Origin of the sequence: uncultured Campylobacter sp., from assembly GCF_938030785.1 — a bacterium.
Lineage (GTDB): Bacteria > Campylobacterota > Campylobacteria > Campylobacterales > Campylobacteraceae > Campylobacter_B.
Map to the genome: position 1 here is coordinate 22685 of NZ_CALHIK010000089.1, position 20527 is coordinate 43211.

General features: G+C 43.9%; 19 protein-coding genes, 1 other RNA gene and 1 pseudogene. 14 read left to right on the forward strand and 7 right to left on the reverse strand.

Annotation, left to right across the window (positions count from 1 at the left end; all coding sequences use genetic code 11):
• Positions 1-26: 26 nt before the first annotated feature.
• On the forward strand, positions 27-1190 hold the full coding sequence (gene nhaA, locus Q0438_RS04895) for a Na+/H+ antiporter NhaA (protein ID WP_299188006.1): 1164 nt from the start codon (positions 27-29) through the stop codon (positions 1188-1190).
• A 73-nt stretch (positions 1191-1263) separates the two neighbouring features.
• Here the strand turns inward: nhaA and Q0438_RS04900 are convergent, their stop codons facing one another.
• Genes Q0438_RS04900 through ruvC form a run of 3 tightly spaced genes read right to left on the reverse strand, consistent with a single transcriptional unit; the run spans position 1264 to position 3086 of the window.
• The gene (locus Q0438_RS04900) at positions 1264-1791 is read right to left on the reverse strand and encodes a cysteine hydrolase family protein (RefSeq protein WP_299188008.1); all 528 of its coding nucleotides are present in this window, start codon (positions 1789-1791) and stop codon (positions 1264-1266) included.
• Positions 1791-2597 (reverse strand): nitrilase-related carbon-nitrogen hydrolase, encoded by an 807-nt coding sequence (locus Q0438_RS04905; protein ID WP_299188010.1) that lies wholly within the window; start codon positions 2595-2597, stop codon positions 1791-1793. The genes Q0438_RS04900 and Q0438_RS04905 overlap by 1 nt, the downstream gene beginning before the upstream one ends.
• Positions 2598-2606: 9 nt before the next feature.
• On the reverse strand, positions 2607-3086 hold the full coding sequence (gene ruvC / locus Q0438_RS04910) for a crossover junction endodeoxyribonuclease RuvC (RefSeq protein ID WP_299188013.1): 480 nt from the start codon (positions 3084-3086) through the stop codon (positions 2607-2609).
• 110 nt (positions 3087-3196) lie between these two features.
• Here ruvC and dnaA point away from each other — a divergent pair, with 110 nt between their 5' ends.
• The 6 genes and pseudogenes from dnaA to Q0438_RS04940 all read left to right on the forward strand — a co-directional run bounded on the left by dnaA (position 3197) and on the right by Q0438_RS04940 (position 11128).
• Entirely contained in the window at positions 3197-4525 is a 1329-nt protein-coding gene (dnaA, locus tag Q0438_RS04915) for a chromosomal replication initiator protein DnaA (RefSeq protein WP_299188016.1), read from the forward strand.
• A 159-nt stretch (positions 4526-4684) separates the two neighbouring features.
• Complete coding sequence (gene dnaN, locus Q0438_RS04920) at positions 4685-5764, forward strand: DNA polymerase III subunit beta (RefSeq protein ID WP_299188019.1); 1080 nt, start codon at positions 4685-4687, stop codon at positions 5762-5764.
• 9 nt (positions 5765-5773) lie between these two features.
• Positions 5774-8086: a DNA topoisomerase (ATP-hydrolyzing) subunit B gene (gene gyrB / locus Q0438_RS04925; RefSeq protein WP_299188022.1), complete on the forward strand. Its 2313-nt coding sequence runs from the start codon at positions 5774-5776 to the stop codon at positions 8084-8086.
• Positions 8086-9516 (forward strand): EAL domain-containing protein, encoded by a 1431-nt coding sequence (locus Q0438_RS04930; RefSeq protein WP_299188024.1) that lies wholly within the window; start codon positions 8086-8088, stop codon positions 9514-9516. Before gyrB ends, Q0438_RS04930 begins: the two co-directional genes overlap by 1 nt.
• Positions 9495-9893: pseudogene (gene queF / locus Q0438_RS04935) on the forward strand (preQ(1) synthase); the annotation flags it as partial. The gene Q0438_RS04930 and the pseudogene queF, both read left to right, overlap by 22 nt.
• On the forward strand, positions 9893-11128 hold the full coding sequence (locus Q0438_RS04940) for an HD domain-containing protein (protein WP_299188030.1): 1236 nt from the start codon (positions 9893-9895) through the stop codon (positions 11126-11128). The pseudogene queF and the gene Q0438_RS04940, both read left to right, overlap by 1 nt.
• 3 nt (positions 11129-11131) lie before the next feature.
• Here the strand turns inward: Q0438_RS04940 and ffs are convergent.
• Positions 11132-11229: signal recognition particle sRNA small type (gene ffs, locus Q0438_RS04945), an RNA gene on the reverse strand.
• A gap of 47 nt (positions 11230-11276) precedes the next feature.
• On the opposite strand from ffs, the gene Q0438_RS04950 reads away from it, so the two are divergent.
• The 4 genes from Q0438_RS04950 to Q0438_RS04965 all read left to right on the forward strand — a co-directional run bounded on the left by Q0438_RS04950 (position 11277) and on the right by Q0438_RS04965 (position 14405).
• Positions 11277-11696 (forward strand): hypothetical protein, encoded by a 420-nt coding sequence (locus Q0438_RS04950; RefSeq protein WP_299188032.1) that lies wholly within the window; start codon positions 11277-11279, stop codon positions 11694-11696.
• Between the two features lie 64 nt (positions 11697-11760).
• Entirely contained in the window at positions 11761-13563 is a 1803-nt protein-coding gene (gene typA / locus Q0438_RS04955) for a translational GTPase TypA (RefSeq protein ID WP_299188034.1), read from the forward strand.
• Between the two features lie 112 nt (positions 13564-13675).
• Positions 13676-14263 carry an HAD-IB family hydrolase gene (locus tag Q0438_RS04960; protein WP_299188036.1) on the forward strand — a complete coding sequence of 196 codons (588 nt, stop codon included), beginning with the start codon at positions 13676-13678 and terminating at the stop codon, positions 14261-14263.
• Positions 14256-14405: a hypothetical protein gene (locus Q0438_RS04965; RefSeq protein ID WP_299188038.1), complete on the forward strand. Its 150-nt coding sequence runs from the start codon at positions 14256-14258 to the stop codon at positions 14403-14405. Before Q0438_RS04960 ends, Q0438_RS04965 begins: the two co-directional genes overlap by 8 nt.
• Positions 14406-14635: 230 nt before the next feature.
• Here Q0438_RS04965 and Q0438_RS04970 read toward each other — a convergent pair whose 3' ends face one another.
• Positions 14636-15448, reverse strand: a complete 813-nt coding sequence (locus Q0438_RS04970; RefSeq protein ID WP_299188040.1) for a transporter substrate-binding domain-containing protein — start codon at positions 15446-15448, stop codon at positions 14636-14638.
• A gap of 153 nt (positions 15449-15601) precedes the next feature.
• Complete coding sequence (locus Q0438_RS04975) at positions 15602-16405, reverse strand: transporter substrate-binding domain-containing protein (protein WP_299188041.1); 804 nt, start codon at positions 16403-16405, stop codon at positions 15602-15604.
• A 182-nt stretch (positions 16406-16587) separates the two neighbouring features.
• On the opposite strand from Q0438_RS04975, the gene Q0438_RS04980 reads away from it, so the two are divergent.
• A complete protein-coding gene (locus Q0438_RS04980) occupies positions 16588-17544 on the forward strand; it encodes a hypothetical protein (protein WP_299188044.1) in 957 nt (318 codons plus the stop codon).
• A 302-nt stretch (positions 17545-17846) separates the two neighbouring features.
• Here Q0438_RS04980 and tpx read toward each other — a convergent pair whose 3' ends face one another.
• Complete coding sequence (gene tpx / locus Q0438_RS04985; RefSeq protein ID WP_299188047.1) at positions 17847-18371, reverse strand: thiol peroxidase; 525 nt, start codon at positions 18369-18371, stop codon at positions 17847-17849.
• Positions 18372-18455: 84 nt separating this feature from the next.
• Here tpx and Q0438_RS04990 point away from each other — a divergent pair, with 84 nt between their 5' ends.
• Positions 18456-19889, forward strand: a complete 1434-nt coding sequence (locus Q0438_RS04990) for an NINE protein (RefSeq protein ID WP_299188049.1) — start codon at positions 18456-18458, stop codon at positions 19887-19889.
• 155 nt (positions 19890-20044) lie between these two features.
• On the forward strand, positions 20045-20440 hold the full coding sequence (locus tag Q0438_RS04995) for a DUF805 domain-containing protein (protein WP_299188052.1): 396 nt from the start codon (positions 20045-20047) through the stop codon (positions 20438-20440).
• Positions 20441-20527: the final 87 nt, after the last annotated feature.

Here is a 20527-nt window from a genome sequence, read left to right on the forward strand (position 1 = left end):
TTAGGACAAAATTTTAAAGGAAGCATGTGCGGCAGATCATAAGAAAAATTTTATCGAGCGAAAGTAGCGCGGGAATCATACTGCTTTTATCCGCAGTCCTTGCGATCATCGCTCAAAACGTAGGCTTTTTATCAAAATACTATGAGGCGTTTTTACATCTAAACTTCACCATAGGCGTCGGCCCTGCAAAGCTCGATGAATCGATGCATTTTTTGGTAAACGACGTGCTAATGGCGATATTTTTCTTCGCTATCGGACTTGAACTAAAGCGCGAAAAGATCGAAGGACAGCTGCGCCATTTCTCTCAAATTTTACTTCCTAGCTTCGCAGCTCTGGGCGGAGTAATGATGCCCGCGATTATATTTTCGATCATTAACTGGGGCGATGCCGTTGCGATGAAGGGCTGGGCGATCCCGACGGCGACCGATATCGCCTTTGCCGTGGGCGTTATGGCACTTTTAGGCAAAAAAATTCCTACGAGCCTTAAAATTTTTGTCCTTACCCTTGCAATAATGGACGATCTGTGCGCCATTTTAATCATCGCTTTATTTTATTCCTCGGATATAAATGCAATCTATCTAGGCGGCGCGGCTGCCTGTATCGTAATAATGCTAGCGATGGGCAGATTCGGCGTTGATAAAAAGCTTCCGTTCATCATCGTAGCCATCGTGCTGTGGGTAATGGTGCTAAACTCGGGCATCCACGCGACCATCGCGGGAGTACTTGCGGGCTTTTGTATCCCGCTTAAGACCCGCTCGGGCTCGATGCTAAAGGATATGGAGCACGGTCTAGCTTACCCCGTAAATTTCTTCATCTTGCCGATCTTTGCTTTCACAAATGCTGGCGTCTCGCTAGCAGGCATCAGCCCTAGATTTCTTTTCGGTCCCGTACCGATGGGCATCATGCTCGGGCTATTTTTCGGCAAACAGATCGGGATTTTTACTTTCAGCTGGATTTTGATCAAAGCCAAAATCGCCTACATGCCCGAAAATGCAGGCTGGATACAGCTTTACGCCGTGGCGATCATCTGTGGTATCGGCTTTACAATGGCGCTTTTTGTCGACGGCCTTGCATACGGCGGCAGCGATCTGTATCACTACACCGATAAGCTCGCGGTATTTTTAGGCTCGATAATTTCGGGCTTGATCGGGTATATAGTGGCAAAAACCGTCGCGGTAAAACATACTTAAATTTAAAACATAGGAGATTTTAAAATTTCCTATGCTGCTTCTAAAATTTCTTGCTTCGATAAAATTTTGAATTTTAAACTACTAAAATCCCCGCATTTTGCATTAAGCTTAGCGCGCATTCCTCATAGTAGTCGCGTTCATGATTCGGTGCATCGTAGGTGGCCACCGCATCACGCGGAACGATGACGTCTTTATCGGCGCCCGTTTCGTTGAGATAGGTGCGCAGGCTAAGCGCAAACTGCATCACGCAGATGTCGGTGCAACAGCCCGTAATCACAAAGCGATCGAAGCCCTCTAAAATTTTCTTATCCAAATTATGAAAGCCGTTCGTGCTGCGCTTAAAAGTGACGTTTTGCTCGCTTACAAATGGCGCGAGCTCCTCGATCACCTCCGCTTCGGGCGAGCCTTTTAGACAGTGAACGGGATATCGCTTCATCTCCAGATCCCGCTCGGCGTGAGCGTCGCAGATGAAATGCACATTTTTAGCCTCCTCTATCTGTCTAAGCACCGCGGGAGCGATCTTTGCTATACTAGGATCGGCCATCGCGCCGAATTTTACGAAGCCATTTACCATATCGATCACAAACACCAAAGTTTTCATCAAAACTCCTTGTAAATTTTAGGTTTCATATCTTTTAAAATATTCATTTTAGCGCGAAATTTTAAAATTTCATCCAAATCCGCTAGAGCAATCTTGATAGCCTCTTTTCTGCCTAGGCGCGCGACGATCTCGCCGCCGGGATTTATCAGCATGGAATTTCCGCCGAAACTCTCACCCTGCCCCGTATCGCCGCAGCCGTTTACCGCGCAGATAAAAATTTGATTTTCAATCGCGCGAGCCCTCGTAAGCGTGATAAAATGTTCTATGCGGCTTTGCGCAAATTGTGCGATTACAAAAACAATCTGTGCGCCACGAAGCGCCAAGGCGCGAAAAATTTCACAAAAGCGCAAATCATAACAGATCGCGACGCCAATTTTGACCGCGCGATTTTTAAATTTAATCTCGCAAATGCCTAGCTTATCGCCGCCGCTTACGATCTCGTTTTCGCGAGCGAGTGAGAAGGCGTGGATCTTGTCGTAGCGTAAAATTTCGGCTCCGTTTTGATATATAAAAGCGGAATTGTAAATTTTATCTCGCTTGGAATTTATCGATCCGCCGATTAAAACAGCGCCGCTTTTTTGCGAAATTTCGCTTAAAAATTTTTTCGTATAAGCAGCGTTCGTATCGGCAAGCTCTTTGAATTTAGCCGTATTAAAGCCCATATTAAATGCCTCCGGCAGCACCGCTATGTCCGCGCCGCGCTTTAACGCACGATCTATCAGCCCGCGCGCGTGAACAAAATTTTGCTCACAATCTGCGAAATTTTGAGCTATTTTCACGTCCATTTGCAAAATAGCAATCTTCATAAAACCCTCCTATTTAGGCGCTAGCCGCATAACATTTGCATGCGTAAGCGCAATAGCTATGGCATCAGTGATATCAAGCGGCTTAATCTCCTTATTAATCCCCAAAATTCGCTTTACCATGAACGCAACCTGCTCCTTCGTCGCCTTTGCCTTGCCCGTGACCGATTTTTTTACCTGAAGCGGCGTGTATTCGGCAAAATTTCCAAAAATTTGTAAAATTTTAAGAGCCAGCGCGCCGCGAAACTGAGCGAGCTTTAAAACAGACTGCGGATTGTAGGCATAAAACATCGATTCTATCGCGACCTCATCAATCTTATGAGCGCTAAAAATTTGATCGATCGCCTCACTCATCTGCGTCATTTGAAATTGCACGTTTTCGGCCTTCATTTTTACCAATCCTGCCTCGATGAGTTTGATCTTATTCACATCTTTTTCCAGAATCGCATAGCCTAAATTTCTAGTTCCCGGATCAATTCCTAAAATTTTCATAGCCACCTTTCACGCTTATTCACGGCTTAATCACCGGTGAATAAACTGAAATTTACCGCAAATTTAGTGAAATTTAGCTAAAATGACGCCTTAATTTATAAGGAAATTCAATGGCGACGTCACAAGCACAAGAAATTTTATCAAACCTAGAGAAGGAAATTTTACCTACAGAATACTCTAGATATATCAAAAATTTGAAATTTAACGATAAAAGCTCGACATCTGAATTTTTCATCTACAACGCATCTAATGAATTTATCGCTAAATATACCCAGACGAAATACGGCAAAAAAATAAAAGAGCTTATCAAAAAACAGTTTGGGCTCAACGACGTAATCGTTAAAATCACCTCAAAAGCTAAAATTTCGCCTAAAGAAAAGGTAAAAATCATCTCCGAAAAGCCTAAGAGCACGATTTTAAGCGAAAATTATAATTTTGAAAATTTTATCATCGGCGATTCAAATAAATTTGCTTTTGAGTGCTCTATCACGGTCGCAAAAGAGCCTGGAATCCGTTTTAATCCGCTTTTTATCTACGGACCTAGCGGACTTGGCAAAACTCACCTACTTCAATCGATCGGAAATTACTGCATTAAAAAAGGAAAGACCGTCATCTGCGTTACCAGCGAGCAGTTTGCCAACGATTTTGTCTTTAATCTCAAAAACAACTCAATCGATAAATTTAAACAAAAATACCGCAACTGCGACGTTTTACTTATCGACGATATTCAGTTTTTAATCGGGCGTGATAAGGCTCAGGAGGAGCTTTTTTACACATTTAACGAGCTAAAAGACAAAAATTGTCAAATCGTCCTTACAAACGACCTGCCGCCAAAATTTTTAAAAGGCTTTGAAAGTCGCCTCACGACGCGGTTTGAAAGTGGCATCATAGCAAACATCACCCCGCCTGATCTTGAAACAAAAATTGCCATTATCAATAAAAAAAGCGAGGAAAACCGCGTTAGAATTCCACACGACGTCGTGGAATACATCGCCGCAAATATGGGCGATAATATCCGCGAGATTGAAGGCGCAATAAATAAACTAAACGCCTATTCATCAATACTTCGCACGAAGATCACGCTGGAATTTACCAAAAGTACGCTTCAAGATCAGATCCATCAAAAATATTCAAGCGTGAGCCTAGAACACGTCATCGAAGTCGTCTCGAAAGAGTTAAACATAAAACCTAGCGAGCTAAAGAGCAAAACGCGAAGTAAAAATGTCGTAGAAGCACGTCAAATTTGCATATATTTAACCAAACAACTAACTCAAAATTCGATGCCAAAAATTGCAACGTTCTTTAATCTAAAAGATCACAGCGCTATCAGCAAAAATATCAAAAAAATCAACGAGCTCATCCAAACCGACGAGATGTTAAAGATAAAAATAGAAGAGCTAAAAAACAAAATAACCAAGAAGGAAAAAAATGAAATTTAACGTATTTTATGAAAACAGATCAAAAAACGTGAATAAAAGTGAATAAAATGAGATCACTTACTCACGATATAAACCTCCTAAAAATGGATCCAAAAATGAGTTTTTCACAAAAAACTCTTACCAACTACTACAACGATAAAATTTTAAAAGGATAAAAATATGAAAGTGTTAATCACTAAAAAACTTTTAGAAGAGATAGTTTCCAATACGAGTTCCTATCTCGATAAGAAAGATCTAAGCTCGATAACTTCGCATCTTTTGATGAGCGCTAAAGATGGAATTTTTAGTATAAAAGCTACCGATCATGAAATCGGTTTGAGCTACAATCTACAAAATGTCTCGATAGAAACAGAGGGAGAAGCTACGGCAAACGGAGGCAAACTTCTTAGCGTTATTAAAGGCTTAAGCGACGATAACGTAACTTTAGAAACCGTTAACGGAGCGCTATTTGTGAAGCAAAAAAAATCCAAGTACAAGCTTCCGATGTTTGAAACGAGGGATTTTCCGAGCTTTCCTACAATAGATGGTAAAAACAGCTTTGACGTAAATGCTGGAATTTTAGGCAGAAGCCTTAAAAAAATATATCCGTCGATCGACACCAACAATCCAAAATATGAGCTTAACGGCGCTTTAATTGACGTAAAAGAGGGCTTTTTAAATTTAGTCGGAACCGATACTAAGCGACTTAGCGTTTATAAGCTGATCACTCAATCAAAAGCGGGCGAGCTCGATACAAAAATTTTAATCCCTAAAAAGGCGATAGGTGAAATTCAAAAGCTATTTTCAGACAAGATTAAAATTTACTACGACGAAAACGTGCTGCTAGCTGTGAGCGAGAATTTTGAGTTTTTTACGAAGCTTATAAACGGCAAATTTCCAAACTACGAGCGCGTTATCCCAAGCGATACGGCGTATAAAATTTCAATCCCGCGCGATAAGATGGTAAGCGGCGTACGAGCGATAAACGCGATGTGTGAGGAGATGAAGGTTACCATTAAAAAGGATGGAATGATTTTTGAGAGCATCAACGAGGATAATTCCGAGGCAAAGACCGAAATTGAAGCGGCGATTGAGATAAACGGCGAGATAGTCTTCGGCGTTAAAAATCGCTTTCTGCTCGATTTTTTAAGTAGCATAGAAAGTGAAATTTTTGAGCTAAATTTTAACAGCTCCGATACGGCGTTTGTGCTTAGCGCGGATGGCTTAAAAACGGTCGTCATGCCAATAAATAATATTTAAAGGAAAATTATGAAGCAAAATTACGGCGCTAGTAATATTAAAGTTTTAAAGGGTCTTGAAGCCGTTAGGAAGCGCCCCGGTATGTATATCGGAGACACCAATATCGGCGGACTTCACCATATGATCTATGAGGTCGTGGATAATTCGATCGATGAGTCGATGGCGGGGTACTGCGACACGATCGATATCGAGATTACGAGCGAAGGAAGCTGTATCGTTAGCGATAATGGTCGCGGAATCCCCGTTGATATGCATCCGACTGAAAAAATTCCTGCCGCGACGGTGGTTCTAACCGTGCTTCACGCAGGTGGTAAATTTGACAAAGACACTTACAAAGTTTCCGGCGGTCTGCACGGCGTTGGCGTTAGCGTTGTAAATGCGCTTTCAAAAAAGCTCATCGCTACGATCAAGCGCGACGGAAATATTTTTAGGCAGGAGTTTTCAAAAGGCATTCCCGTTACTGATCTTGAGAAATTAAAAACAACGAACCGTACGGGCACTACGATCGAGTTTTGGCCCGATGATGAAATTTTTGAAATTTTAGAGTTTGACGATGAAATTTTATCAAAAAGATTTCGCGAGCTAGCGTATCTAAATCCAAAAATCACGATAAATTTTAAAGATAACCGCACGGGCAGGGATGAACACTTTCACTTTGAAGGCGGTTTGGAAAGCTTCGTAAACGATATGAATAAAGCGCCTGCCATATCCAAAGCCGTGTCGTTTAGCGACGGCGCGGAAGATGTTATGGTAGATTTTGCGCTTATGTACAACGAAACGTATAGCGAAAATTTACTGAGCTTCGTAAATAATATTAAAACTCCAGACGGCGGTACGCATGAAGCGGGTTTTAGAGCGGGTCTTACGCGCGCGATAACAAATTATGTCGCGGCAAATGCGGCTGCGCGTGAAAAAGATACGAAGATCACCGGCGACGACGTTCGCGAGGGACTTATCGCGGTAATTAGCGTAAAGGTTCCCGAGCCGCAGTTTGAGGGACAAACTAAAGGTAAGCTGGGCTCTAGCTACGTTAAGCCGATCGTGCAAAAGATGGCGTTCGAGGTACTTAGCAAGTATTTTGAAGAAAATCCGATCGAAGCGCGTGCCATTATGAATAAGGCTCTTTTGGCCGCGCGCGGTCGCGAAGCGGCAAAAAAAGCGCGCGATCTAACGCGCAAAAAAGACAATATAAATTCCGTCGGAACTCTTCCGGGAAAGCTAGCCGATTGTCAGAGTAAGGATGCAAGCATCAGCGAAATTTATCTAGTCGAGGGCGATAGCGCGGGCGGTTCGGCGAAGCAGGGAAGAGACCGCTTATTTCAAGCGATCCTGCCGCTTAGAGGTAAAATTTTAAACGTAGAAAAGGCGCGGCTGGATAGAATTTTACAATCAGAAGAGATTAAAAATATGATAACGGCTTTTGGTTGTGGTATCGGCGAGGAATTTAACGAAGAGAAGCTCCGCTATCACAAAATCATCATTATGACCGATGCGGATGTCGACGGTAGCCACATTCAGACGCTTCTTTTAACATTTTTCTTTAGATTTTTACGCCCTGTTGTCGAAAATGGCTATGTTTATCTAGCACAGCCGCCGCTTTTTAGGTATAAAAAGGGCAAAAAAGAGATCTATCTAAAAGACGAAAAGGCGCTTAGTGAGTTTTTGATCGAAACCGGCATCGATATGGGCGAGTTTGAAGGGATCGGCAACGAGGATCTGATTGATTACCTAAAAATCGTCTCAAACTATCGCTCGCTTCTAAATGAGCTTAAAAAGCGCTTCAGCGTGCTTAGCGCGATCAGATTTTTGATAGAAAACGATGAAGCGCGAAGCCTTGGCTATGAGGAGCTATTTAAAATTTTAAAACCCCGCTTGGAAAGTGAAGGATTTAATATCTTAAATTCCTACGTAAATGATGAAGGCATTAGAATTTATGTCCAGACGCCGAGCGGCTTGGAACAGCTTGTGATAGATGAGAATTTATTTGGCAATTATATCTTTGAAGAGGCGATCAGAGTTTATTCAAAGATCAAAGAGCGAGATGTAAGCTTCGGTAAGGATTTTATTGAAATTTTAGATGAAATCGAAAAAAGCTCGAAAAAAGGCGCTTATATTCAGCGCTATAAAGGTCTTGGAGAGATGAATCCGGAGCAGCTTTGGGAAACAACTATGAGCCCTGAAAATAGAAGGCTTTTAAAAATTAGCATTGCAGACGCACAGAGTGCTAGCGATACCTTTAATCTCTTCATGGGCGACGAGGTTGAACCGCGTAGGAATTACATTCAAGACCATGCCAAAGACGTTAAACACTTGGATATATAATGTCTGTTTTATTTAGTGAGACCAAAGAGCGCGAAAACCGCTTTATAACGGCGCTTAAAATTTCAGTGCCATTTACCTGCGTTTTGATTGTTTTTGGAATTATTTTATTCCGAAATGGCGAGTTTAAATTTGATGACGTAATTTTGTTTTTGATACTTTTAATCTGCTATGTTTATTATGTCATCTATCAAATTTACTTTGGCTTTCAAAAGACGCTGATAGATCCCGTTACTCACGTGTTTGTGCGCGAGGAGATCGAGAAAATTTTAAGTAATGATCTAGCTAAAAATCGTCAAATAAATATCGTTCTTTTGCGAATTAAAAATATCATCGACATAAACGATCGATACGGCTACAAAAACGGCGATGAAATTTTATACGAGTATTGTAAGGAGCTTTCAAATTTTATGGCGGAGCAAGGTTTTAAGGACCTTCCGATCGGGCGCTTTATAAATGGCTACTTTGTATTCGGCGTAGAATCAAAAGCTACAAATTTAAGCCATATTTTGCGGATGTTTGAGCATAAAATTTCAAGTCAAACGATCAAAAATGTAGAGATAAAAAGCGAATTTACGATGCTTCCAAGCTCCTATGATCGCAATCTACATAATATCGTAAATGCGCTATTTTATAAGATAAATCACCTGGACGACGAAGAGCACGGCGAGAAGGCTATTGACGTAGAGAAAGTATTAATAGACGTGTTTTCCGCCGACGTAATGGAAGCGATCGATAGTGAAAATTTTAGCTTTAAATATCAGCGCGTCGCAGATAAAAACGGCGTAAAATCACATATAAATTTAATTCCAAAGCTTGATCTAAGAAGTGGCGAAAAGATCACAAAAAGTAGAATTTTAGATATTTTGCTTCTAAATCATTACGATATTAAATACGATATTTCGATGATGAGGCAGATTTCTAGGATCATCTATTTTAAAGATATCGACGCTAAAATTTTTATCGAGGTCATGCCTCAGACCCTGCGAAATAACGAGTTTCGCAATGAAATTTTAAAGCTCATCGATAATAATCTGATCGATCCGAAAAAGATCGTGTTTGAGTTTAACGAAAAGCTTATTTATTCGGAGATCAAGCGCTTTGACGAAATTTTGATTAAATTCCGCGAACTTGGATTTAGCTTCGCGCTGTCGCAGTTTGGCGGCTCGAATGCAAGCTTTGAATATTTGAAATTTTTGGAAGTGGATTTTATTGTTTACGATATAGAATTTAATAAAAATTTAGACGATGAAAAGATTAAAAATATATTTATAGGCATGAACGAAGCCTGCGCTAAATCCGGCGTTGAAACTGTAATGCGCTTTGTAGATAAGCAGGAATTTCAAATGCAGCTTTATAAAATGGGCATCGATTATATTCAGGGATTTTGCGTCGAAAAGCCGAACGATATATCGAATTTAAGGAGATCATAGTGAGATACGGCGAAGAGGAAATTGAAAAATTTGACATCGAAAATTTAGAAGTTTGGCCCAATAAACAGGAGCGTGACTATTTGATAAAAATAACCCTACCCGAGTTTTGCTGCCGCTGCCCGCGTTCTGGCTATCCGGACTTTGCGACGATCTATTTGGAATATATCCCGTATAAGCTCGTAGTCGAACTTAAAGCGATTAAAATTTACATAAATTCATTCATGAACCGCTATATCAGCCACGAAGATAGCATAAATGAAATTTACGGCGCGCTGCAAAGCAAGCTAAAGCCTAAATTTATGAAAATCAGAGGCGATTTTAATCCGCGCGGCAACGTCCACACTGTAATTGAAATTAACTCGGATCAAATTTACCGATGATAAGCTCAAATTTAGTCGAACAAATTTTTAAATCCGCAAGCATTAGCCGCTGGAACGATTACCCAAAGATGGTGAGCCTAGTTGAGCTCGACAAACAGGCGCATAAATTTATCATCGCTTATTTTATCGCTAGCTTCGAGTGGGACGTGGATATCAACTACGTCATCGAAGCGGGGATCTTTGAGTTTTTAGCGCGCATCGTCGTGACCGACATCCGCCCGGACGTCTTTCATCAGATTCAAAAAACCAAAAAGGATAAGATCAACGAATGGGTTTTAAGCGTCCTCGAAAGCGATCTTTTGCCTATTCAAAACGGCGCTTTTTTCGAGCGATTTAAAAAATATCTAAATTCCAAAGATCATAAGAAAGAAGCCGTGATCTTAAAGGCGGCAAGCTACCTCTCTACGCGGTGGGAATTTAACATCGTCTATCAGACGAGTCAGTTTCTAAACGACATCGAGGAGCTAAAAGCCAAGGTGGAGGAGGAGCTCGAGGATTATTACGAGCTTATCGGCGTGCGAAAGATCGTGATGAATAAAAAGCTTGCCCGCATAGTCGATCTTAGCGGCAGACTTCGTTTTCAAAAGCGCTGGGCGCAGACGCCGCGAATTCCTGAGACATCGGTGCTTGGACACATGCTGGTAGTTGCGATTTTAAGCTACTTTTTTTCGCTTGAAGTGGATGCGTGCCGCTCGCGCACGGCGTATAATTTTTTCTGCGCGTTATTTCACGATTTGCCTGAAAGCCTCACTCGCGACATCATTAGCCCCGTAAAATACGGCGTCAAAGGCCTTAGCGACATCATTAGCGAATATGAGATGCGACTAATAGACGATAAAATTTTGCCTTTCGTGCCGGAGCATATGAGAGATGATTTCAGCTATATTTTGGGTATCCGCAAAGAGAGCGGTAAATTTATAAAAGATGAGTTTGAAAACCGCACCTTCGAGCTAGGCAAGGAGCCTAAATTTGCAGAAGGCAGCCTAAAGATGTTTAACGAAGATAAATTTCGCGCAATCGACGGCAAGGCGCTTAAGTATTGCGACAAACTCGCGGCGTTTTTTGAGGCTGGAATTTCGATTAGCTACGGCGTGAAAAGCAAGGAATTGCTTAGCGGGTATAATTCGATGCTAGAGTTTTTCAAAGCAAAGCCGAAAATTGAAGGCGTTGATTTTCAGAGTGTTTGCGAGGATTTCAAAGAGCATTTCGGGCTTAATAGGATCGATTTATAAAACCCCTTCCCAGATGGCTGCGGCACATGCGAGATCTAAGTGCTCTGCTGTATTCCTACCCTGAAGCGGTGCCTAAAAAAAGCATTGCACAGGTCTAAGAAAGGGCAAACGGGATTATATGGAAATGTTTCTTAAAGTAAGGTTATAAATGAATTTCAAAAATCATCTTCTATCCGTATTTCGCGAGGTCTTTATCCCTCATCATCGCTCTATCGAGTTTAGAGCCAAAATTTTTGCCGCGATGCTGCTTGCCAAAAAGAAGCAGACTGACGAGGATTACGACGTGATCAAAGATATAGCGGGCGAAATTTACGTAGGCGATGAGCAGCGCATCGGCGTGCTGGTCTCCATCGTAAAAGAGTATATCTTAAAGGCGAAGACCTATAAAGGCCTAAATTTAGACTCGCTTTTAAAAGAGATCGACAGGGATATTAAAAATAACAAAAAATATATCAAAAAGATCGATTTTTCGCATCTACGCCGTCTGATCGGCGATGATGACGAAGATGCGCTGATCCAACAGCGCGTTTATGAGTTTTTTGTCTGCGAAGTCAAAGAGTATTCGTAAATTTTTATCTTAAGAATTTTTTTAGTATAATCGTCAGCCTTTAAAATAGCAAACGGAGAAAATTTTGGAAAATATCAGAAATATCGCGGTTATCGCGCACGTCGATCACGGAAAGACCACTATCGTAGATGAGCTTTTAAAACAATCCGGCACCTTCGGCAACCGCCAAGAGGTCGGCGAGCGCGTGATGGACAGCAACGATATTGAGCGCGAGCGCGGCATTACGATTCTATCCAAAAATACCGCCATCCACTACGGCGGCGTTAAAATCAATATCATCGACACTCCGGGCCACGCCGATTTCGGCGGCGAGGTTGAGCGCGTACTAAAGATGGTGGACGGAGTGCTCTTGCTCGTCGATGCGCAAGAAGGCGTTATGCCGCAGACTAAATTTGTCGTGAAAAAGGCGCTGTCTTTGGGGCTGCGGCCGATCGTGGTCGTAAATAAAATCGACAAGCCCGCAGCCGATCCGGACCGCGTGGTAAATGAAATTTTCGATCTTTTCGTAGCGCTTGACGCAAACGACGAGCAACTCGAGTTTCCCGTCATCTACGCCGCCGCTAAAAACGGCTACGCAAAATACGATCTAAGCGACGAAAGCGCCGATATGAAGCCGCTTTTTGAGACGATCATCTCTCACGTCCCTACTCCGAGCGGTAGCGATGAAAATCCGCTGCAACTGCAGGTTTTCACGCTAGATTACGACAACTACGTCGGTAAGATCGGCATCGCTAGGATTTTCAACGGCACGATAAACAAAAACCAAAGCGTTATGCTAGCTAAAGCCGACGGCACGCACATCAACGGTAGAATTTCAAAGCTCATCGGCTTTAGCGGGCTTGAGCGCACCGACATCGACGCGGCAGGCACTGGCGATATCGTGGCGATTGCGGGCTTTGACGCGCTTGACGTAGGCGATAGCATCGTAGATCCCAATAATCCGATTCCGCTTGATGCGCTGCATATCGAAGAGCCGACCCTCAGCGTAATTTTCAGCGTAAATGACGGACCGCTAGCGGGCACGGAGGGTAAATTCGTAACCTCAAACAAGATCGACGAGCGCTTGGAAGCGGAGATGAAAACCAACATCGCGATGCGCTATGAAAACGCGGGCGAGGGCAAATTTAAAGTAAGCGGTCGCGGCGAGCTGCAGATCACGATTTTGGCCGAGAATATGCGCCGCGAGGGCTTTGAGTTTTGCCTTGGGCGCCCGGAAGTTATCATCAAAGAGATCGACGGCATCAAATGCGAGCCTTTCGAGCACCTAGTTATCGACGCGCCCGATGATTGCACCGGCACCGTCATCGAAAAACTAGGCCGCAAAAAGGCCGAGATGAAGGTGATGAACCCTACCGGCGACGGGCAGACGCGTATGGAGTTTGAGATCCCGGCGCGCGGTCTTATCGGCTTTCGTTCGCAGTTTTTGACCGATACTCGCGGCGAAGGCGTGATGAACCATAGCTTTTTGGAATTCCGCCCTTTCATCGGCGCGGTCGAGAAGCGACAAAACGGCGCGCTCGTAAGTATGGAAAACGGAGTGGCGCTAGGATACAGCCTGTGGAACCTGCAAGATCGCGGCGTGCTTTTTATCGCTCCGCAGGCGAAGGTTTATCTGGGCATGATTATCGGCGAGCATAGCCGTCCGAACGATCTGGACGTTAATCCGATCAAGGGTAAAAATTTAACCAACGTCCGCGCCAGCGGTAGCGACGACGCGATCAAGCTCGTGCCGCCGCGTGCGCTAAATTTAGAGCGCGCGCTGGAGTGGATCGAAGAGGACGAGCTTGTGGAGGTTACGCCCGTAAATATCCGCGTGCGTAAGCGATACTTAGACCCTACGACGCGCAGACGAATGGCGAAAAAATAGAATTTCAAAATGAAATTTTAAAATTTGGCGTGAAATTTAGCTTTTAAATTTCACGCCTTTTTTATAGGCAAATTTTAAAATTTACGCTTCTGAAATTTTGCTAGGAGAGACAATGAATCTTGTTTTATTCGACTTTGACGGCACGATCACGCGAGATGATTCCCTGCTCGAGTTCGTCGCCTACGTAGTCGGATTTAAGAAATTTTTTCGCGGGATTTTGGTGCTATCGCCCATTTTAGCGGCGTATAAGCTAGGTCTTGCGAGCAATAATTTTACGCGCAGAAAGCTTCTAGGCTACTTTTTTGCGGGCATGAGTGCCGATAAATTCGATAAAATTTGCAAAAAATACTCTACCACTCACATCGAAGATATCCTAAAACAAAGCGCGATGGACAAGATCGCAAGCTACAAAGCCGCGGGCGATAGGGTCGTCATCGTTACCGCCTCGCTCGAAGACTGGCTGCGCCCGTGGTGCGACGCGCAGGGCTTGGAGCTTTTAGGCACCAAAATACGGCGCAAAGGCGGCATCATCACGGGCGAGATCGAGGGGCAGAACTGCTACGGCGCGCAAAAAGTCGCCCGCGTGCGTGCGGCATACGACGTGCAGGCTTTCGATCGAATCATCGCTTACGGCGACAGCAGGGGCGATCGCGAGATGTTAGAATTCGCCGATGAGGCGCACTACAAGGCGTTTGAGTAAATTTCTGCGGCTACAAAGCTTAAACGATAGCATCTGCGGCGACCGCGCTTTTGCCGTGAGTCAGAATTTGCCTCACGCGGAATTTTATCCTTTTAAATTTATCGCGCTTATCTGGGGGATTTTGTTGCAGTACGGATTTTAAAATTCGCAGTGCGAGTAAATTCTAAAATTCTCTCCGTAGCGTAGAATTTTGCTTTGAATGGAATAGATATTCTAAAACCGAGCAAGCGTGAGATAAAATTTTAAATTTTAGAATTTTACGAAATCTCGCAGCTACAAAAATTTCAAAATTTACGGATTGCAGAATTCCACTCGCCGCGTGCGAAGCGGAATTTTAAAATTTAAAAATCCCGCGCCTTAGAATTCTAAGGTCTAAAGCATGTTATAAATTCCGTCTAAAAGGAAGTATTTTCTATCCGCAGTGCCGCGGTAAAACGGCTCGAAGGTGTCCTCATACGCCTTTTTGAAAAATCCCTCTTTGCTTAGCTTGATGAGTTCGGAATTTATGAAATCCAGTAGCTCCTTGTTGCCCTTTTGCACGCCAATGCCTAGAAATTCCGCCGCTCCTAAATTTTTAAACGGCACCTCCAGCGCGTCGTCCACTACGGCGTAGGCTAGGACGATTATGTTGTCGTTTGCGTAACCGTCGGCTCTGCCGTCCTTCATCATCGCGTAACACTCGCTAGTATTTTTGCAATAGACCAAATTGCTAAATTTCTCTTTTCGCAGATAGCGCTCGGTCATCGAGCCGTTGGGATTTTTTTCGATCGAAATTTTCATATCGCGGACGCGCGCAAAATCCCTTACTTGATCCTCTTTGCGCGTTACGATGCCAAAATTTACCGATAGATATGGCAGCGAAAAATCGACCTGTTTTTTTCTCTCAGGCGTTATCATAAAGGTGCCGATAACTATATCGACCTTGTTGTTTTGTAAAAACGGAATCCTCTCTCCCGCGGTTACGGCCACGAACTCGACGCTTCCTTTGTTTTCGCCGAAAATGTCCTTAGCGATTGCGCTGGCAAGCTCGATCTCAAAGCCCTCAAATTTACCGTTAACGGACTCGCTAAGCGGCGGACGACCTTCACGCACACCTATTCTAACGCTGCCTTGATGCTTTATCTCCTCAAGAGTGTTAGCAAAGATAGAGGCACAAATCAATGCCAAAGTAAAAAGTAGTTTCACCGATACTCCTTATTAAATTTAAACTTGCCTCGCGATTTAGCCAGGCATATTTTAAGCCTGCATTTGTCGCAAAACCCGTGATATTTGCGCGGCAAAGACAGGCGACGCATTTTCAAAGGGTAGTATTAAATTTAATCTTATCCCCGCAATTTTTTAAAGCAAATTATAGATCCCATCCAGTAGGAAGTATTTTTTATCCGCCGTACCGCGGTAAAACGGCTCGAAGGTGTCCTCATAAGCCTTTTTGAAAAATCCCTCTTTGCTTAGCTTGATGAGTTCGGAATTGATCAGATCAAGCAGGGCTTGGTTTCCCTTTTGCACGCCGATACCGATGAAGTCGGGTTTGCCGAAGTTTTGAAACGGCACTTCCAGTGTATCGTCGATGACTGCGTAAGCTAGAGTCGTGATATTTAAATTTACATATCCGTCCGCCCTGCCGTCTTTGATCATCGCGTAGCATTCGGAGGTATTTTTACAATAGCTTACGTTGGTAAATTTTTCCTTTTTTAGATAGTTATCTACCGTGGTGCCGGCTTCCGTTGCGAGCTTGATGTCGCGAAGCTTCGATATATCGGTGATGGCGTCCGCTTTGCGGGTTAGCACACCTAGATTAGTAGAAAAATAGGGTGTTGAGAAGTCTACGTGCTTTTTACGCTCTGCGTCGATGACGAAGGTAGCAATGACCAGATCGACTTTATTATTTACCAGATATGAGACGCGATCGGAAGCGCTTGTAGAGACGAATTGCACCTCACCCTGTTTGCCGCCAAAAATCTCCTTTGCGATCGCGTTAGCAAGCTCGATCTCAAAGCCTTCAAATTTACCGCCGATTTCTTCGCTAAAAGGCGGCCTGCCGTCTCTAACGCCGATTCTAACGACACCCTGATGCCTAATCTCTTCAAGCGTATTTGCAAAGAGTGACGCGCACAATAAAATCAAAGTAAAAAGCAATCTCATAATATCTCCTTTCGGCGCGAATTTTTACATCGCTCTCATTTTACCACAATATAAAGCAAAGGTGGCTTTTTTGCCGAAATTTAGTGCCTTTTTTGGGCTAAGTGATAAAAATTTTTATTCCGCTTTTGCAAATTTAGGCTTCGGTTTTGTTATAATCGGGCAAAATTTATGGAAAGGGCGATATGAAAAATTTTATCTTTTTGTGGCTTTTGCTTGTAATCTGCGCTTTCGGCGCCGCTAAAGAGAACGCAGTCGCCGCCACTACGCAGCAGGCGGCGTTAAACTTACCGCAGCCGAATTTTGAGGCCGTATATGACGATAACGCCAGCGACGAGCAGATCGATGCGGGCTTGGACGCGCTTTTGGAATTCGCGGCGCAAAACAGGGGCAGGATCGACGAGGATTTCGGGGAGTTTAAAGATAGAATTTTCACCGCTTTCATTTTTAATCCGAAGGTGCTGCGAAATTCAAAATTTGACTTCGAGCGGATAGAAAAAATCCTTAAATTTAAACCAAATCTCAATTACGGCGGAGATGGCGGTTCTTTATCGCCGCTAAAGCTCGCGATCTTTTTCGGCTCGAAATTTAGCGGCGAGACGGCGAAGCTTTATCGCTTTGATAGTGCCGATGCGATGCGGCTTTTAGAGCTTTTGGTACAAAACGGCGCGGACGTTAAAGCTAGTGGGCTGCTACGAGATGCCGTGGCAAGTGATAATTTCGAGGCTTTTAAGTTTTTGATCGCAAACGGCGCGCGAGATACGAAAGACGTAGTCGGCTCGGTTGCGGGCAGCGAATTAATATTTTTAAGCGATAATAACGTTTCCATTCTCGGATATAAAGAGGCGCTGCCGCTTGCTGCGAGGGAGTTTGCCGCGGGCACCAAATTTAAAGAATTCCGCGACGGGAGGCTACGCTATGTAGAGGAAATTTTAAAATTTCAAAGCTTTGCGAGCATCGATAAAAAGGAGATCGAAACGCTTATCAAAGTAGCTGTGGTGCTGGATGACGAGATGACGGCGGAGTTTTTGCTCGCTCACGACCTTTGTAAGCAGAAAGAGCTTTGCGAGTTTCTAAAAGCGCAGGCGAAAACTTACGACGCTGTAAAAATTTCTAAAATTTTAAGCGGCAAAGGGAAGTAAATTTTAAAATTTACACGGCTACGGCAGGGCAGAGCGGATAAAATTTGTCATTGCTTAATCGCCTGCCACTTTGCCGTTTGGCGCGCGAAAAAGAGTAAAATTTCACTCCGCCCGCCCGCACCGCTTCGTTCGTCAAACGGCTCGCTATTAAGCCCACTCGGGCTAAATTTTAATGTATTTATCTAGCGGCGCCGCAGCGGAGAAAATTTAAAATTCCGCCGCTCGGCGCCGAGATTTTGAGGCCGCTTTTAGCTCTAGCGCGCCGAGTTAAATTTATCCAAACCTTGGATCTGTTATTTGGCTCAGTTCGAGCAACTGTTGCGCGAGATTATGCGGGCTAGATCTATCATCGCTTCAAAATCAGGCTCGCATTCCACCTCGCTTACTACTTGCTTGTACACCGTCACGCCGAGGCTGTCGATGATAAATAGCGCCTTCGCGCATAGCCCTGCAAGCACCCCGCCGCCGATCAACATGCCGTAAGAGCGGGCGAAATCTTTGGCGCGGAAGTCGCTTGCAAAACGCAGATTTTTGATCCCGTTCGCAGCGCGAAATTTCTCCGCCGCAAAGGGTAGATCCATCGAAACCACGATCGCTTCGGTGTTTCTAAGCCCCGCTGTTAGCTCGTCAAATTTACGCAGCTCATCGGTGCATCCGGGCATATCAAGCGACGGCACCGACATGATGATCTGCACCCGCTCGCTTTTGCCGAGCCTGATCTCGCTTAGATCGGGCGCAGCCAGCGTGCATACGGCGGCTTTGTCGCCGAGCTCGAGCTTGCTGCCCGCTAGCGGCGCGGGCTTGCCCATAAACTCTACTTCATTCATTTTTTCCTCCGTTAAAATTTGCCGTAGAGTAACGCAAATTCTTTAAATTTCGGGTAAAATTACTCCAAAAATTAAGGAGATAGGATGGGAAACGACATCTGGGGCGGCGAAACTAACCCCGCTTGTCTTGCAAATATCAAAAAAAAGGCAGTAAATTTAAACTCCCAAAAGCCGCCAACCGCGGCACAGGAGAGCTCGGAGCTAAAAGACGCGCAGCAAAGCTTAGGCGATGAAATTTTAAAAAGCTCGACCAGCGAAAATTATAACGATGAAATTTTAGGCGCAAATTTAGATCAGGCAGAGGCTGCCTCGTCGCAGACGGGCTCTTCGGGCGCAAATTCCGGCGCTTTTGGTAACGCAGGTGGCTTGAATTTCGGCAGCAGCTTGGGCGGCGCAAACGGAAGTTCAAATTTTACCGCGGCTAGCGGCGGTTCAAATTCTAATGCTTCAGGCGGCGGTTCAAATTTTAACGGTAGCTATGATGAGGGCTACTCCGCCTCATCTAAGATCGCCGCTAAAGCCTATGATATAAATAAAGCCTATGCGTTTTACGTCGTTTTGGGCGCTTTTGGAGCGCACCGCTTCTATCTTGGACGCATAGTCTCCGCCGTATTCCAACTTTTAGGTGGGTTGGGATTTATAATATGGGTGGCGCTTGCAGCGGTATCGTTACTGGCGCAAAGCGATTTATTTGGTGAGCTGGCGGCTCAGTTGCGTCCAGATTCTGATCTTACCGCCTCGGATGTGCAGGAGATTTTTACAAAGATAAAAAATCCTTTTATGGTGTTTTCCCTGCCGAATGTGATATTTTTGATCTGGCTTATTAGCGATTTTTTTAAACTCGGCTCGATGGTTCGAGAGCAAAATGCGCGCCTAGGCTTGGGCGACGTGGATTTCGTATATGAGTGGGACGATAGGAGCGCGGAGAATCTATCGAATGCCAAGGTATCGCTTTATATCGCGCTTGGGTTAAATTTATTAAACGTCGCGGCGGTTTTTATCGATTCCGTTAAGTCAGATGAAGTCAGTAATATCTCATTCATCGCTACCATCTGCTTTGCCGTGGGGTTGTATTTTGCCTCCAGAAGCATGCGATCCAAGAGGTTGCTTTTTAACTTCACGATATTCGGCGTATTTTGGTATTTAAACACTCTAGTGCTTGTAGGACGCGTTTTTTTCGAAAATTCTATGCTGCTAACGGCTTTGGCTACCTTTTGTACCGCCATTTTTTTGCCGTTTGCGCTTTTGGTTTGCAAGGAGCTTTCCGACTGCTCGGGCGAAAAAACCTATCTGCGAGCGTTTTACGTATTTGCACTGCTAAGCATCATAGATATCGCCTTAAGCGTGCTAAATTCCTCACTTTATTTACTTGCATCCAATATTGGCTCGGTGATCGCGGCGATATTCGGCATCGGCGCAGTTTATGGCACGACGGAATTTCGCGCCTCACGAAACAACTACGATCTGGCGCATCTTGGTATGCATGTAAGGCAGATGAATAACGATCCTATGAACTGATACGGCTTGCTTTTGCGGCGGAGCTTGTCTTTAAATTTCGCCTTTAAATTTCGCCTAAATTTGCGGCGAATAATTTTAAAATTTAATCAATATAAAGGATAAATTTAAGCCCTGTTGCTATATAATTTACTATATTTTTTTAAAAGGAGTTGAAAATGACTTTTATGGAGTCCGTGCAAACTTGTCTCAAAGAGAGTTATTTCGGTTTTGAGGGGCGCGCATCGCGTTCAGAGTATTGGTGGTTCACACTATTTGTGGTACTTTTAGGAATCGTAACATCGATAATCGACGGCATATTAGGTACCGTTACCGCCAATGGCATCGGTCTTATTAGTTCTATAGCTTCACTGGCATTAATTATACCTTCTATCGCCGTAGCGGTAAGACGCCTGCATGATACCGATAGAAGCGGCTGGTTTTATCTATTAAATTTTATCCCGATAATAGGCTGGATCGTATTGATCGTATTTTTCGTACAACAAGGCACTAACGGGCGCAACCGCTTTGGAGACGATCCGTTGCGACCCGCAAGCAGAGGCTCGATTTTTTAAAACCATAGCTTTGCACACATACATAAGCTTCACAAATAAGCTAAATTTAGGGCTAATCCCATTTTGGTTTTAGCCCTTTGTTTTATG